This is a genomic window from Pseudomonas sp. H2_D02, assembly GCF_054677635.1.
In genome coordinates this window covers 3,445,590-3,460,384 of record NZ_CP162816.1, presented here as the reverse complement: position 1 = coordinate 3,460,384, position 14,795 = coordinate 3,445,590, and the positions used below count along the sequence as shown (strand labels likewise).

12 protein-coding genes and 1 pseudogene are annotated in these 14,795 nt (G+C 61.7%); 8 read left to right on the top strand and 5 right to left on the bottom strand.

The features are described from left to right. Window positions 1-19 precede the first annotated feature (19 nt). The 3 genes and pseudogenes from AB4N42_RS16090 to AB4N42_RS16080 form a co-directional block, all read right to left on the bottom strand. Window positions 20-1,052, bottom strand: a pseudogene (locus tag AB4N42_RS16090) (Zn-dependent oxidoreductase). Between the two features lie 54 nt (window positions 1,053-1,106). Then, window positions 1,107-2,318 (bottom strand): D-mannonate dehydratase ManD, encoded by a 1,212-nt coding sequence (gene manD, locus AB4N42_RS16085; protein ID WP_460114964.1) that lies wholly within the window; start codon window positions 2,316-2,318, stop codon window positions 1,107-1,109. A 4-nt stretch (window positions 2,319-2,322) separates the two neighbouring features. Then, window positions 2,323-3,315, bottom strand: a complete 993-nt coding sequence (locus AB4N42_RS16080; protein ID WP_460114963.1) for a sugar kinase — start codon at window positions 3,313-3,315, stop codon at window positions 2,323-2,325. 154 nt (window positions 3,316-3,469) lie between these two features. Between AB4N42_RS16080 and kdgR the strand changes: the two genes are divergently transcribed. After that, window positions 3,470-4,252 carry a DNA-binding transcriptional regulator KdgR gene (gene kdgR, locus AB4N42_RS16075; RefSeq protein ID WP_030141591.1) on the top strand — a complete coding sequence of 261 codons (783 nt, stop codon included), beginning with the start codon at window positions 3,470-3,472 and terminating at the stop codon, window positions 4,250-4,252. Between the two features lie 387 nt (window positions 4,253-4,639). Here the strand turns inward: kdgR and AB4N42_RS16070 are convergent, their stop codons facing one another. Next, window positions 4,640-6,199, bottom strand: coding sequence for a carbohydrate porin (locus AB4N42_RS16070; RefSeq protein WP_460114962.1), 1,560 nt, complete (start codon window positions 6,197-6,199; stop codon window positions 4,640-4,642). A 168-nt stretch (window positions 6,200-6,367) separates the two neighbouring features. Here AB4N42_RS16070 and AB4N42_RS16065 point away from each other — a divergent pair, with 168 nt between their 5' ends. From AB4N42_RS16065 to AB4N42_RS16040, 6 genes are all read left to right on the top strand, one after another. Beyond that, window positions 6,368-7,642: an ABC transporter substrate-binding protein gene (locus tag AB4N42_RS16065; RefSeq protein WP_460114961.1), complete on the top strand. Its 1,275-nt coding sequence runs from the start codon at window positions 6,368-6,370 to the stop codon at window positions 7,640-7,642. A 21-nt stretch (window positions 7,643-7,663) separates the two neighbouring features. Then, window positions 7,664-8,629: a carbohydrate ABC transporter permease gene (locus AB4N42_RS16060; protein ID WP_460114960.1), complete on the top strand. Its 966-nt coding sequence runs from the start codon at window positions 7,664-7,666 to the stop codon at window positions 8,627-8,629. Continuing rightward, the gene (locus tag AB4N42_RS16055; protein WP_217859676.1) at window positions 8,626-9,468 is read left to right on the top strand and encodes a carbohydrate ABC transporter permease; all 843 of its coding nucleotides are present in this window, start codon (window positions 8,626-8,628) and stop codon (window positions 9,466-9,468) included. Before AB4N42_RS16060 ends, AB4N42_RS16055 begins: the two co-directional genes overlap by 4 nt. A gap of 31 nt (window positions 9,469-9,499) precedes the next feature. Further along, entirely contained in the window at window positions 9,500-10,639 is a 1,140-nt protein-coding gene (locus AB4N42_RS16050; protein WP_460114959.1) for an ABC transporter ATP-binding protein, read from the top strand. Further along, window positions 10,636-12,138, top strand: coding sequence for a glycoside hydrolase family 32 protein (locus tag AB4N42_RS16045; protein ID WP_258647469.1), 1,503 nt, complete (start codon window positions 10,636-10,638; stop codon window positions 12,136-12,138). The genes AB4N42_RS16050 and AB4N42_RS16045 overlap by 4 nt, the downstream gene beginning before the upstream one ends. A gap of 75 nt (window positions 12,139-12,213) precedes the next feature. Further along, window positions 12,214-13,206 carry a LacI family DNA-binding transcriptional regulator gene (locus tag AB4N42_RS16040; RefSeq protein WP_198795900.1) on the top strand — a complete coding sequence of 331 codons (993 nt, stop codon included), beginning with the start codon at window positions 12,214-12,216 and terminating at the stop codon, window positions 13,204-13,206. 70 nt (window positions 13,207-13,276) lie between these two features. Here AB4N42_RS16040 and AB4N42_RS16035 read toward each other — a convergent pair whose 3' ends face one another. Beyond that, window positions 13,277-13,702 (bottom strand): VOC family protein, encoded by a 426-nt coding sequence (locus AB4N42_RS16035; protein ID WP_217859678.1) that lies wholly within the window; start codon window positions 13,700-13,702, stop codon window positions 13,277-13,279. 122 nt (window positions 13,703-13,824) lie between these two features. Here AB4N42_RS16035 and AB4N42_RS16030 point away from each other — a divergent pair, with 122 nt between their 5' ends. Continuing rightward, window positions 13,825-14,700 (top strand): LysR family transcriptional regulator, encoded by an 876-nt coding sequence (locus AB4N42_RS16030; protein WP_431145355.1) that lies wholly within the window; start codon window positions 13,825-13,827, stop codon window positions 14,698-14,700. Window positions 14,701-14,795: the final 95 nt, after the last annotated feature.

The window sequence follows — 14,795 nt, the reverse complement described above, 5'->3', positions numbered from 1 at the left end:
GAACGGTGGTACAGACGGCTCAGTGATGGGCGTTCGTCAGCTCCACCAGCACTTTTCGGGTTTGCTCGGGGTGTTTTTCGATCAGGTCGATGGCGCCGGGCATGTCATCGAAGGTGACGCGATGACTGATCAGGTCCTGGACCTGCAACTTGCCGCTGGCAATCAACTCGATCACCCGGGGGAACTTGCGGTTGTTGAGCCGCGAGCCCACCAAGGTCAGTTCCTTCTTGATCATTTCCAATTGCACCAGGTCACTGGGCGTGGCATTGAAGCCCAGCAACCCGATGCGCCCGGCCGGCGAGGCCAGGCGCACCATCTGCGGCATCAGTGCCGGTATGCAGGCGGCATCGACGATCAACGGCACACCTTCGCCGTCAGTCAGTTCGCGCATGACTGCTTCGACATCGACTTCCTGGCCGTTGAGGGTCCGACTGGCGCCCAGCGCCCGGGCCGTCTCCAGGCGACTGTCGATGACATCGGTGACGGTGATGTCAGTCATTCCCAGCGCCTTGGCCATCTGCACCAAGGTCAGGCCGATCACCCCGGCGCCGTAGATCAGCACGCTGTCGCCCGGCTGTGGCTGCATGCGATCGAGCACATTGAGGGCAATGGAATAAGGTTCGACGAGAGCGCCATGGCTTAGGGACATCGAGTCGGGCAAACGGTGGGCGTTCTCGGCCGGTACGCAAACCTGCTCGCTGAAACCACCGTCGCGGTGCACGCCGATCACTTGCAGCCGCGTGCAGACGTTGGGCCGGCCAATGCGGCAGGGATAACAGGTGCCGCAACTGATCACCGGATCGATGCACACCCGGTCGCCCGCCTGCAGGTGCTCGACGCCTTCCCCTACTTGCCGGATCACCCCGGAAAACTCATGGCCGGTGACACGGGGGAAACGCACGAATGCGTTCTGCCCATGAATGATGTGCATGTCGGAGCCACAGATGCCTGGCGTAAGCCACATCGACCTGGACCTCACCCGGGGCAACCTCGGGTCGGTCGACCTGGGCCAGCCCGAACTCGAACGGTGCTCTTACCTGGAACGCTTTCATCGGATCACTCCTGGCGGGACGTTCGCCCCGCTTCCTCAAAGGGTTAAAACCGTTTCACCAATGCCAGAGCGTGCCGTCTTCAAGACGGTTGACCGGCAGGCTGGCGCGCTTGTAGGGGTACTGGCGGGCGAGATCTTCATCGATGTCGACGCCGTGCCCCGGTGTTTCGCCCGGCGTGAAGTGGCCGTCCTCGAAGCGATAGGCATGGGTGAAGACTTCATCGATGCGGTCTTCGTGAGGCATGTGTTCCTGGATGCCGAAGTTGGGCACCCAGGTATCGAAATGCAGCGCCGCGCCCATGCACACCGGGGACAGGTCGGTGGCGCCGTGAAAGCCCGTGCGCACTTGGAACAACGCGGCGAAATCGGCAATACGGCGCACGTGGGTAATCCCGCCGGCATGCACCAGCGTCGTGCGGATGTAGTCGATCAACTGTTCCTGGATCAATTCGCGGCAGTCATGGATCGAGTTGAACACCTCGCCAACGGCCAGCGGTGTGGTGGTGTGCTGGCGGATCAGGCGAAAGCTCTGCTGGTTTTCCGTCGGCGTGCAGTCTTCCAGCCAGAACAGGTTGTACGGTTCCACGGCCTTGCCCAGGCGCCCGGCTTCGATCGGCGTCAGGCGATGGTGCACGTCGTGGAGGATATGCAGGTCGTCGCCAAAGCGTTCGCGCACGGCGGCGAACAGCTTGGGCACGTAGTTGAGGTATTTGGCGGTGTCCCACACGTGTTCGGCGGGCAGGTCGCTGTCGGCCGGTTCATAACGCTCGCCGCTGCGCTTGGCGACGCCGTAGGTGGTGGCGATGCCGGGCACGCCGCATTGCACGCGCACGGCTTTGTAGCCGAGCTCGACGTGACGGGCGACTTCGTCCAGGCAGCCTTCGATGTCCTTGCCGGTGGCATGCCCATAGACCATCACCCGCTCGCGGCTCTTGCCGCCGAGCAACTGGTACAACGGCATGTTCGCGGCCTTCGCCTTGATATCCCACAACGCCACGTCGACGGCGGCAATGGCGGTCATGGTCACCGGCCCCCGGCGCCAGTACGCACCGCGATACAGGTACTGCCAGATGTCCTCGATGCGGTGGGCATCACGGCCGATCAGCGCGGGCAGGACGTGCTCCTCCAGGTAAGCGACAACCGCCAGCTCACGGCCATTCAAGGTTGCATCGCCGATACCATAGAGGCCTTCATCGGTGACGATTTTCAAGGTGACCAGGTTGCGGCCAGGACAGGTAACGATGACGCGAGCTTCAACGATTTTCATAAAGTCAGGCCTGTACGACAGAAGGAAGTGAGGACGCGCCCATGTTCGGCATGGCCGCCTTGGGAATCAGCGCGCCCCGGTACTGGACGACCTGGGCCGCCAGGCGATGCCCCCAGCGGGCGGCCTGCTCGGGATCGCCGCCGCGTAGGCGGCAGGCCAGGTAAGCGGCGCTGAACGAATCGCCGGCAGCGGTGGTGTCGACGACATGGGCGACGGTTTGCGCGGGTACTTCAAGACGCCCCGTCGGGCACTGGATCAGGCAACTGGCGGCGCCACGCTTGAGGGCAACTTCGCGTACACCTGCCTCGGCATAGGCTTTGAACAAGGCATCCGTGTCGCGGTAGCCGAACAGCAACGCGTCATCTTCCCAGGTGACCAGCGCCAGGTCGGTCAAGGGCAACAGTTCGCGGTACGCCTGCCGGGCGGTTTCAGAGTCGGGCCAGAGATGGGGACGGTAATTGTTGTCGAAGGCGACGCGGGTGCCCGCACGGCGAGCCCGATGCAAGGCCTGGATCAAACGTTCACGCCCTTGCGGCAAGAGGATCGCCAGGCTGATACCGCTCAGGTAGACATAGTCGTAATCGGCCAGCGCATCGAGCATGGTTTCGGCTTCGGGGCCCTCGAACATGCGCCGCGCCGCGGCTTCCCCGCGCCAATAAAGGAAACGCCGCTCACCGTGCGAATCGGTCTGGATGAAGTACAGCCCAGGCAGTGCATCTTCGATCACACGCACATGCGCGTCGCCGATACCTTCGTCCAGCCACGACCGGCGCATGGCAAAACTGAACGCATCGCTGCCCACCGCCGTCATGTAGTCCACGGCCACTGCGCCACGCGGGTTCAATCGCGCCAGATAGACCGCGGTGTTGAGCGTATCGCCACCGAACGTCTGGGTGATCGCGGCACCCGGCTCGCCGCGCATCTCGATCATGCATTCCCCTACTAAAGCAACCTTCAGCGGGCATGCATCTGGGCAATGGTTAAGCATCAAATCCATCATTACGCGCCTTTTCTTTATTTTTAAAACGGCGTTTCATTTTTATCTCAAGGCCCGAGTCTAGTCAGATTTCCAGTCGCGTCAAGCAAAAATGAAACAGCGTTTTGTTCTGCTAGCGTATATCCTTGGGTTTTACTTTCACGTTGGAGCCTTCATGGACAACAGCGTCATTCCCAATAACGATCTGGTGTCGGCGGTGGGCCGGACCATGGCCGTGCTCGAGGCACTGGCCGAGCATCCGGAAGAAAGCGGCGTGTCGGAAATCGCCACCAAACTGGACATGTCGAAGGCCACGGTTTATCGCTTCTTGCAGTCGCTCAAGGCCCGTGGGTATGTGGTGCAGGATGCCGAGGATCGCTATCGCCTCAGCGTCCGCCTGTTCGAATTGGGCGCCCAGGCCCTGCCCCACCTGGACATCGTCCGGGAAGCGGAGCCGGGCATGCGGCGGATCAACGAGCTGACCGGCGAGACCGTCCACCTGGGGATCCTCGACGAGGGCAGCATCGTCTACGTGCACAAGATCGACTCCAAGTACAACCTGCGCATGTACTCGCGAATCGGCCGGCGGGCGCCGTTGTACTGCACCGGGATCGGCAAGGTGCTGATGGCCTGGCTCGAAGAAGATGAGTTGCTGGCGCACCTGGCGCAGGAAAGCTTCGAGCGCCGCACCGCCAACACCTTGACCAGCGTCGAGGCGTATCTGCAGGAATTGGAAATCGTCCGCCGGCAAGGCTATGCCGAGGACCACGAAGAGTTCGAAGACAACATGCGCTGCCTGGCGGCACCCATCCGCGACCGTTTCGGCCATGTGATCGGTGGGATGAGCGTTTCATTCCCGTGCTTTCGCTTCAGGGAAGAGTTGAAGCAGGACTACGTCAGGCAACTGATGCATGCCACCCAGCAGATCTCAAGCCAGTTGGGTTGGCATGCGGGGTAACAGCAAAATCCCATGTGGGAGCGAGCTTGCTCGCGAAGGCGTCGGCACATCCAGCATCATTGCAAGCTGATCCAATGCTTTCGCGAGCAAGCCCGCTCCCACAAGGGGTGTGGCGTACGCAAGGTCTGTGAGCAACTCGGTAAAACTGTGGGAGCGAGCTTGCTCGCGAAGGCGTCGGCACATCCAGCATCATTGCAAGCTGATCCAATGCTTTCGCGAGCAGGCTCGCTCCCACAAGGGGTGTGGCGTACGCAAGGTCTGTGAGCAACTCGGTAAAACTGTGGGAGCGAGCTTGCTCGCGAAGGCGTCGGCACATCCAGCATCATTGCAAGCTGATCCAATGCTTTCGCGAGCAAGCCCGCTCCCACAGGTTTCAACTGGCGGGCATCAGAACCAGGTTTCCATCTGGATACCGTACTGCCACACACCGCCAGCGTTGAAGTCGGTCTTGCCAAAGGAATCCGTGGCGCTGTACCTGTCCAGGTCCGAGGACCAGTTCATGACGCTGGCGAACAGACGCAGCTCAGGGCGCGTGAGCAGATCGCCCAGGTCGGGCTTGAAGGTCGGGGCGACCGTGAATTTCCAGAAGTTACCGTCGACTGCGCTGCGTTGCAGGTAACCCTTGGGGTCAAGCTGCATGGTTTGCCAGCTCATCTCGTAGGCCATTTCGAAATTGCTGTTGATCGCATTGGCCAACCGCACGTTGAGCGTCATCCAGCGGTAGTCATCACCGTTGACGTAGCGGTCCTTGCTTTGCTCAGCCAGCAGGCTCGGGCCGATGCGCCAGTTGGGCGACAGGGGCGTTTCGCCGTACAGCGCCACGCGCAGGGCACGGGCGTCGTCGATCAGTTCGCCATCGGCGCCAACGTTCTTGACCTCGGCCCCCAATCCCTGGCCATAGAGCAGCGCCGTCTTGAAGAAGCCTTCGCGGCCGAAAAAGGTATTCTGGTGATTGGCGACCATGCTGTGCAAGCCAGAGTCGGCTGGCGCCAGCCCTGCTTCGTTGACGCGGGTGCCGAAGTCGTTTTTCTTCGAGCCGATGGCGTTGAACATCCATTGCCACTGCCCACCGTCGAAAAATTGGTTGGAGGTCAGGATGTAGCTTTCCACATCGGCATTGACGCCGCCCTCGCTGAAGTCCCCGTAGTTGCGACCGATCAATGAGTAGTTCGAGCGCCAGTTCCTGTTCATCTGTACATCGTAGATACCGCCGCCGGTACCCGCCAGATAGACAACATCGGAGTCCAACCAGTGGATGTCGAAATTGTCCCTGTCGAAGCGCTTGCCTGCCCACAGGGTCGAATTTTCGAACATCGCGTTGCCCTTGAATGCCGCGAGGTGATCGAGTTCGGTGAACACCTGGCGCACGTTCAGGTTGCTTTCCTCGGCAGTCCAGTCATTGGAGCTTTCCACGCCGTCGGCAATGGACACGGTGAATTTGGAGCGGGTGCCGTTCTGCGCGTACAGCTCTTTCGACAGGTCGATGCGCATGTAGGTGTCGTCCTCGTTTCCGAGTCGCCCGACGGCGCCACCGACAGAACCGGCCGGCGTGGTGTATGGACCGCCACGACCACCGCCCAAGCCATCGTTGATCAGCAAGCCGGAGCGGGCGTAGCCCTTGAAGCTGAAGCCGTCCGTGAGGTGTGCGCCACTGCCCTGCTTTTCCGTGCTTTGCTGGCGGGCTTCGAGTTTTGCCAGGCGCGCATCAACGGTCGGCGTCGCAACCGGGGCAGCAACGGCGACAGCAGCCGCTGGCGTGGCGAGTTTGATTTGCTGCAGTTCCCTGGCGAGGGCCTGGGTTTGCTGTTCGGCAGCTGCGGCGCGTTTTTCCGCTGCGCTGGCACGGGCTTCAAACGCCGCCATTCGCTCTTCGAGAGTAGCGGCCTGAGAGGTGACTGCCGAGGCGCCGAGCGCGCTTGCGAGTAGCCAGCTTGATGCTTTCTGCATGTGGATTTCCCTGTCTTGTTTTTATTGTTCTGTTGCCGCAGCCGGTCTTTTCCCCAAGGTCCGGAGTTATCGATCCTGAGGAAAAAAAGGATGCCTCGTTGCTAATACACTGCTACATTTGGCGATGTTAACGTTAACTTTTCCAAAAACAAAAATAAAGAGGGCTTTATGAAACAGTTCAAATCGCTCGTCCCGACGGCGCTGCTCAGCCTTTGCATCGGGTTTCCATCCCTGTCGATGGCTGCCAACCTGACGATTTCCTGCGGTGCCGTGGGTGCGGAATTGCAACTGTGCAAGGAGGCTGTCGAGGCGTGGTCGAAACAGACGGGCAACAGCGTCGAAGTGGTTTCCACGCCTAACTCGGCGACCGAGCGGTTGTCGTTCTATCAACAGATCCTCAGTGCGCAATCCAGCGACATCGACATCATCCAGATCGATATGGTCTGGCCGGGCATGTTGGCCAAGCACTTGATGGACCTGCGCGAGGTGCTGCCGGCCAACGCCACCCAAGGTTATTTCCAGGCCCAGGTGGACAACGCCACGGTGAACGGACGCCTGGTGACGATGCCGTGGTTCACCGACTCGGGGCTGCTGTATTACCGCAAGGACTTGCTCGAGAAGTACAACAAGCCCGTGCCCCAGACCTGGGAAGAAATGACGATCACCGCCAGGGCCGTCCAGCAGGCCGAGCGTGATGCCGGGAACGCTAACGCATGGGGTTACGTTTTCCAGGGGCGCGCCTATGAAGGCCTGACGTGCAATGCGCTGGAATGGATCAGCAGCCAACCGCAAGGCGGGCTGGTCAATGCCCAAGGCGACATCGTGGTGAACAATCAGGCCTCGAGGGCGGCGTTGACCCTGGCGAAAAGCTGGGTGGGCGACATTGCCCCGCGTGGCGTGCTCAATTACACCGAGGAAGAAGGACGCGGCGTCTTCCAGTCCGGCAATGCACTGTTCATGCGCAATTGGCCGTATGTCTGGGCCCTGGTGCAAAGCCCGGACAGTGCCGTCAAGGACAAGGTCGGCGTCGCTCCCCTGCCCCGCGGCGGCGCCACGGGCAGCCACGCGTCCACCCTCGGCGGCTGGGGCCTGGCGGTGTCGCGCTACAGCGCCAATCCGAAGCTCGCCGCCGAACTGGTGAGCTACCTGAGCAGCGCCCAACAGCAGAAACATCGCGCCCTGGTGGGTGCCTACAACCCGGTGATCGAGTCGCTCTATCAGGATCCCGAGTTGCTCGCGGCCATGCCTTACTACAGCCAACTGCACAGCATTCTCAACGACGGGGTCATGCGCCCCGCCTCGATCACGGCCGACCGCTATCCACGGGTGTCCAATGCATTCTTCGATCAAGTGCATGGCGTGCTCGCGGGCGAGCGGCCGGTGGACCAGGCGCTGGCCGAGTTGGAAAGCGAACTCACACGGATCAAACGCCGGAGCTGGTAAGCCCCAAGGAAGGAAATCACCATGTCTGTCTCCACGACTCTCGCCCACGACGATGGCGAGCAACTGCTCACCCGGGAAACACCGGTACAACGCCGCCGCGTTCGCGCCGCCTGGCTGTTCCTGACCCCGATGTTGCTGTGCCTGGCGCTGGTGGCGGCCTGGCCGTTGCTGCGCACGTTCTGGTTCAGCCTGACCGACGCCAGCCTGGCCGCCACCGGCGACGCCACCTTCATCGGCTTTAGCAACTACCTCTTCTATAGCGGTTCCGCCTGGTCAGGCCTGCTCGTCGATCCACAGTGGTGGAATGCGGTGCGCAACACGTTGCATTTCACCGTGGTGTCGGTGGGGCTGGAAATCGTCCTCGGGCTGCTGGTGGCGCTGCTGCTGAACGTCAAGTTCACCGGTCGCGCCCTGGTGCGGGCGTTGATCCTGATTCCCTGGGCGATCCCGACCATTGTCTCGGCGAAAATCTGGTCATGGATGCTCAACGACCAGTTCGGCATCATCAATCACCTCATGCTCAGCCTCGGCCTGATTGACGCGCCCCTGGCCTGGACAGCCGACGCGGACCTGTCGATGTGGGCGGTGATCATCGTCGACGTCTGGAAGACCGTGCCCTTCGTCACGCTGCTGATGCTCGCCGCCTTGCAGATGCTGCCCAGCGATTGCTACGAAGCCGCGAGGGTCGATGGCATTCACCCGGTCAAGGTGTTCTGGTGGGTCACCCTGCCGCTGCTGATGCCGGCATTGTTAGTGGCAGCGATCTTCCGCATCCTCGATTCATTGCGGGTGTTCGACGTCATCTATGTATTGACCTCGAACTCATCGAGCACCATGAGCATGTCGGTCTATGCCCGCCAACACCTGGTGGAATTCCAGGACGTCGGCTACGGCAGCGCCGCCTCGACCTTGCTGTTCCTCGTCGTGGCGGTGATCGCCATGGCTTATCTGTACCTCGGACGCCGTCAGCTGGAGGTGCGCTCATGAGCCCGCGCCTGCTGAAAAAAGCCCTGTTGCGCGCCGGCTTCTGGTGCCTGATCGGGATCCTGCTGGTGTATGCGGTCTTTCCGTTCTACTACGCCATCGTGACGTCGCTGAAGCCGTCCAGTGCCCTGTTCCAGGTGAGCTACTGGATCGATAACCCGGACTTCTCCAACTATGTCGCCGTGCTCAACCAGGCCTCGTTCCTGCGGGCCATCGGCAACTCGCTGGTGGTTTCGCTGTGCGTGGTCGCCCTGGCCTTGTTCCTCAGCCTGACCGCCGCCTATGCCTTGGGCCGGGTGAAGTTTCGCGGGCGCGGCCCGGTGTTGATGATGGTCCTCGGTGTCTCGATGTTTCCCCAAGTCGCGGTGCTGTCGGGATTGTTCGAAGTGATCCGTGCCCTGGGCCTGTACAACACGTCCTGGGCATTGATCCTGAGCTATACGATTTTCACCCTGCCCTTCACCGTCTGGGTGCTGACCACCTTCATGGGGCAACTGCCCCATGAGTTGGAAGAGGCCGCGATCATGGACGGTGCGTCACCCTGGGTCACGCTGACCCGCGTGCTGCTGCCGCTGCTCTGGCCGGCACTGGTCACCACGGGGCTCTTGGCCTTCATCGCCGCATGGAACGAGTTCCTCTTCGCCCTGACCTTCACCCTCACCGACTCGCAACGCACGGTCCCGGTCGCCATCGCGCTGATTTCCGGCGGCAGCCCCCATGAGCTGCCTTGGGGCTTGCTGATGGCGGCGTCGGTGCTGGTCACGGTGCCCTTGGTGATTCTGGTGCTGATCTTCCAGCGCCGCATCGTTTCCGGCCTCACTGCCGGGGCGTTAAAGGGTTGAGGCCCAACACAGACAAGAAAGGAACAGCATCGTGATCAAGTTGAAGCTGGATAAAGTGAACAAACAATTGGGCGGCGCACGCATTCTTCGTGACGTCAGCCTGGAAATCCCGGCAGGCGAGTTCGTGGTTTTCGTCGGCCCTTCGGGCTGCGGAAAGTCCACCCTGCTGCGGCTGATCGCCGGGCTGGACTCGATCTGTGGCGGCGACCTGCTGATCGACGGACGCCGGGTCAACGACCTGGAGCCCCGCGAGCGTGGCGTCGGCATGGTGTTCCAGTCCTATGCGCTGTACCCGCACATGAGCGTCTACGACAACATCAGTTTTGGCCTCAAGCTGGCCAAGACCGAAAAGACCAGCCTGCGCGAGCGCGTGCTGAAAACCGCGCAGATCCTGCAATTGGACAAACTGCTGCAACGCAAGCCAAGGGAACTGTCGGGCGGCCAGCGTCAGCGCGTGGCGATGGGCCGGGCCATGGCGCGGGAGCCGGACATCCTGTTGTTCGACGAACCACTCTCCAACCTCGACGCCTCCCTGCGCGTGCAGATGCGCAACGAAATCGCCCGCCTGCATGGGCGACTGGGCTCGACCATGATCTACGTGACCCACGATCAAGTCGAAGCGATGACCCTGGCCGACAAGATTGTCGTGCTCAACGGTGGACGCATCGAGCAGGTCGGCTCGCCGCGGGAACTCTACGAGCGTCCGGCCAGCCGTTTTGTCGCCGGTTTCCTCGGCTCGCCCAAGATGAATTTCCTGCCGGCAAGCCTGCATCACCCAGGCGAAACCAGCCTGATCGACAGCCCCTTGTTGGGGATGACGCGCCTCCCCATCGACAGCACCCACCTGGCGACGAACAGCCCGCTGAGCCTGGGGATTCGTCCGGAGCACGTCTCGCTCAAATCGACCCAGGGAAACGCCGGAATCGTCGTGGCCGGGGTCGAATACCTGGGCAGCGAAACCTACGTCCACCTGGAAACAGGCGACGACGAACCGCTGATCTGTCGCTGCGAAGTCAACGCTGGATGGCGGGTGGGTGATCGGGTCGAGCTGCAACTGGATATCGACCACCTCCACGTATTCGACGCGCACGGCACGGCGTTGAAGCGCCGCACCATTGAAAACCTGCCCGACGGCCTCGCCTCGCGCTCGGCCCATGCGGGCGCCCTATGACCTTGTCGTTGAATACCATGAGCAATCCAACACCCGCTTCTCTCGAAATGGCCCAGCAGGCTCTGGAAGATGGCCTGCCGCGCCTGATCCACGACTATCGACCCGACTATCACCTGGCCCCGCCAACCGGTTGGATGAACGACCCGAACGGGGTGGTGTTCTTTCGTGGCGAGTACCACGTGTTCTACCAGCACCATCCCTTCGACGCCCAATGGGGCCCGATGTATTGGGGCCACGCCAAGAGCGCCGACCTGGTTCATTGGCAGCACCTGCCCATTGCCCTGGCGCCGGGCGATGACTTCGACCGCGACGGTTGTTTTTCAGGGAGTGCGGTGGTGTGTGGCGACACCCTGGCGCTGATCTACACCGGGCATACCTGGTTGGGCGACATCGGTGACGAACGCTTCATCCGCCAGGTCCAGTGCCTGGCCACCAGTGTCGACGGCGAGCGGTTCGTCAAGCATGGCGCCGTCATCGAGCACGCGCCGCAAGCGGGAATCATGCACTTTCGCGACCCCAAGGCCTGGCACGCGGATGGCTACTGGTACCTGATCGTCGGGGCGCGCCTGGCCGATACACCACTGCTGCCGCTGTACCGCTCCACCGACCTGCGCGCCTGGGAATTCCTCGACTACGCGTCCAGGGGCACTGACGGCGATGGCTACATGTGGGAATGTCCTGACCTGTTTCGCCTGGACGGACGCGACGTATTGTTGTACTCGCCGCAAGGCATGCAACCGGCGGGATACGAACGGCTCAACAAGTACCAGACCGGTTATCGCATTGGCCGCCTCGACAGCGACTGGCACTTCACCGGCGGGCCGTTCATCGAACTGGATAACGGTCACGATTTCTATGCTGCGCAAACATTGGCAACCGTCGATGGCCGGCGCCTGGTGTGGGCCTGGCTGGACATGTGGGAAAGCCCGATGCCGAGCCAGGCCCATCACTGGTGCGGCATGCTCGGCTTGCCGCGCGAGCTGGAACTGCAAGGCGATCGCCTTGGCACGTTCCCGGCACGGGAACTGGTCGCGCTGCGCCAGGCGCCATTGCCGAGCGTCGCGCCGTGGGGCGAATCTGGCTACTGTTCGGTGCCGCAAGTGACGGGCGACAGGCTCGAAATCCATGTGCACCTGGACCTGCTCGGCTGCACCGAAGGCCAATTGGGCGTCGCCTTGCGCTGCAGTGCCGATGGGCAGGAACAGACCTTGCTCTATTACGATGCGGCACTGCGACGCCTGGTGCTAGACCGCGGCCGCTCGGGTGCGCAAGTGAGTGGCCAGCGCAGCGTCTCGATAGCGCCCGAGGAAACGCAACTGCACCTGCGGGTGTTCCTCGATCGTTCGTCCATCGAGGTGTTTGAGGACAACGGCCGCTTCAGCCTCAGCAGCCGCATCTACCCACGGCCCGACAGCCTCGGGGTGACGCTATTGGCAAACGGGACGGGTGGGCGTGTCGCCATTCCCAAGGCGTGGCCGCTGGGGTCGGGATGGCTGTGAGTCGGGTCATTCGAGTCGCGAGAAACCAGGGGCCTGTGTCATGATTCCACGTCAACCTGACTGGCCACACTTCGCATGACTTCCGTGAAAGACGTTGCACAGCTGGCCGGCGTATCCCTGATGACGGTTTCGCGCGCGCTCAACACGCCGGAAAAACTGAGCCCCGAAACCCTTCAACGGGTACGTCGCGCCATCGATGAATTGCAGTTCGTACCGAGCCTGTCGGCGCGCCGGATGCGCGGCGACAACTTGCAGGCGCGCACCATCGGTGTGTTCGCACTGGACACCGCGACTACGCCGTTCGCCGTCGAGTTGCTGCTGTCCATCGAACAGACCGCGCAGCAGGCTGGCTGGAATGTCTTCATCCTCAACCTGCTGAGCAGCCCGCCCACCGACCAGAACATCGACTTGATGCTGTCGCACCGCCCCGACGGCTTGATCTTCAGCGCCATGGGGTTGCGCCAGGTGAGCATTCCCGAGCGACTCAAGAGCAAGCCCCTGGTGCTCGCCAATTGCCTGGCCGATGACAGCCAACTGGTCAGCTATGTGCCGGACGATGAAGCTGGACAGTATCGCGCCGTGCATCACGCGCTGAGCCAAGGCTACCGGCGTCCGCTGTGCATCAATCTGCCCAGGAAGAGCGTCGCCTGGAGCCTGCGTCAACAGGGCTTGCAACGCGCCTGCCAGGCATTCGGGCTGGCGCCTGGCGCACTGTTGCAATACGACCTTTCCGACCACGATGCCTATGGTGAAACCGCCGCCATTCTCGAACGGCATATCGTGGATGGTCGTCCGCAATTTGACATCCTGGTCTGCGGCAACGACCGCATTGCCTTTTGCGCCTATCAATGGTTGTTGGGCCGTGGCCTGAAAATTCCCGATGATGTGGCTGTGCTCGGCTATGACAACATGATCGGCATCGCCGAATTGTTCATGCCGCCACTGACCACAGTCCAACTGCCGTACTACGAGATTGGTCGCCAGGCGGCCACGCACCTGATCGAGACCCTCGACGTCTCGGGCACCCGGCCCGTGGATTGTCCACTGGTGCTCAGGGCATCGTTGTAATCCCACAGGGATAGTGAGTGTTCATGAGCTTTGCATTCAGCCTGCTCCCACAGTCTTGAACGCCCAATCGTTATTTCGCGAATAACTGGCTCATGTCCTTGAACGCCTTGAACTCCAGCGCATTGCCGCACGGATCGAACAGGAACATCGTCGCCTGCTCGCCGACCTGGCCCTTGAAGCGCACGTAGGGTTCGATCACGAATTGCGTGCCGAAGGACTTCAACCGCTCGGCCAGCGCTTCCCATTCAGCCCACGCCAACACCACGCCAAAATGCGGCACCGGCACATCGTGGCCATCCACCGCGTTGCTGTGCACGCTTTCCTGGGACGCGGTCTTGGGATGTTCATGAATCACCAGTTGATGCCCGTAGAAGTTGAAGTCGACCCACTGCTCGCTGGAGCGGCCCTCCTCCAGTCCAAAGACTTGGCCATAAAAAGTGCGGGCTGCCGCCAGGTCATAAACCGGAATCGCAAGGTGGAAAGGTGAGAGGCTCATCGGGACTCCAGGAACGTTTTTTGTTTATCGGGTACGCAACGGCGCGTGCATTCCATCGTAGGCGAGCAGGCACAACAAAAAAATCAATATAAATTTCTTAGAAACACAACTAATGTTGATCAATGATCAAAGAACTCAAGACCCTCATCGCCGTGGCGCGCGAAGGCACCTTCGCCGCCGCCGGGCACAAGATCGGCCTCACCCAGGCGGCGGTCAGTGCGCAGATCCAGCGCCTGGAAACCGAGCTGGGCTTCGACCTGTTCGACCGCAAAGGCCGCTCGGCCCACCTCAACAAGCGGGGCCAGCAGATACTCCTGCAAGCCCAGGAGCTGCTTCGCCTTTACGAGAATCTCGGTTCCACGACGCCCGGGCTTCCACCCAGCGTATTGGTGAATATCGGTGCGATCGCCTCAGTCCAGCGCGCCTACCTGCCGGACGCCCTCGCCAGGTTTCACCAGCAATGTCCCCAATGCCGCACGCGTGTCGTGCCCGGCCTCTCGGTCGAGTTGATCAACCTGGTGGACGCCGGCGAGATCGACATGGCGGTGATGATCCGTCCGCCGTTTTCGCTGCAAAGCGATCTGCGCTGGACGACGCTGGCGCTTGAGCCTTATCGGCTGATCGTTCCCCGTGGGATGCCGGGCGAGGATTGGTCGGCGCTGCTGTCCAGCCAACCCTTCATCCGCTACGACCGCTCTTCCTTCGGCGGCAGGCAAGTCGATCGCTTCCTGCGGCAGATGCATTTCACACTGCGTGAGGTGTGCGAGCTGGATGAACTGGACGCGATCATCAAGCTCGTCGAGAAAGGCGTCGGTGTCGCCCTGGTGCCGCAGACCTCAGCCCATCAACCATGGCCCAAGGGCGTGCGGGCACTCGACCTCGGGGCGCACACGTTTCATCGTGATATCGGCCTGATCCACCGGTCGCGACAGAGCCTGGCCGACCCCGTCGCGATCCTGGCCGAACTGGTCATCGAGCAGGCCGGCGGCGGGATCTAATAACCCACGGCGAAGCTGACCAACCCCTTGCCCGGCAAATCCGCCACCGCCACACGCAGATGCCGGGGCCAACGGGAGGGTTCGTAACACCGCGC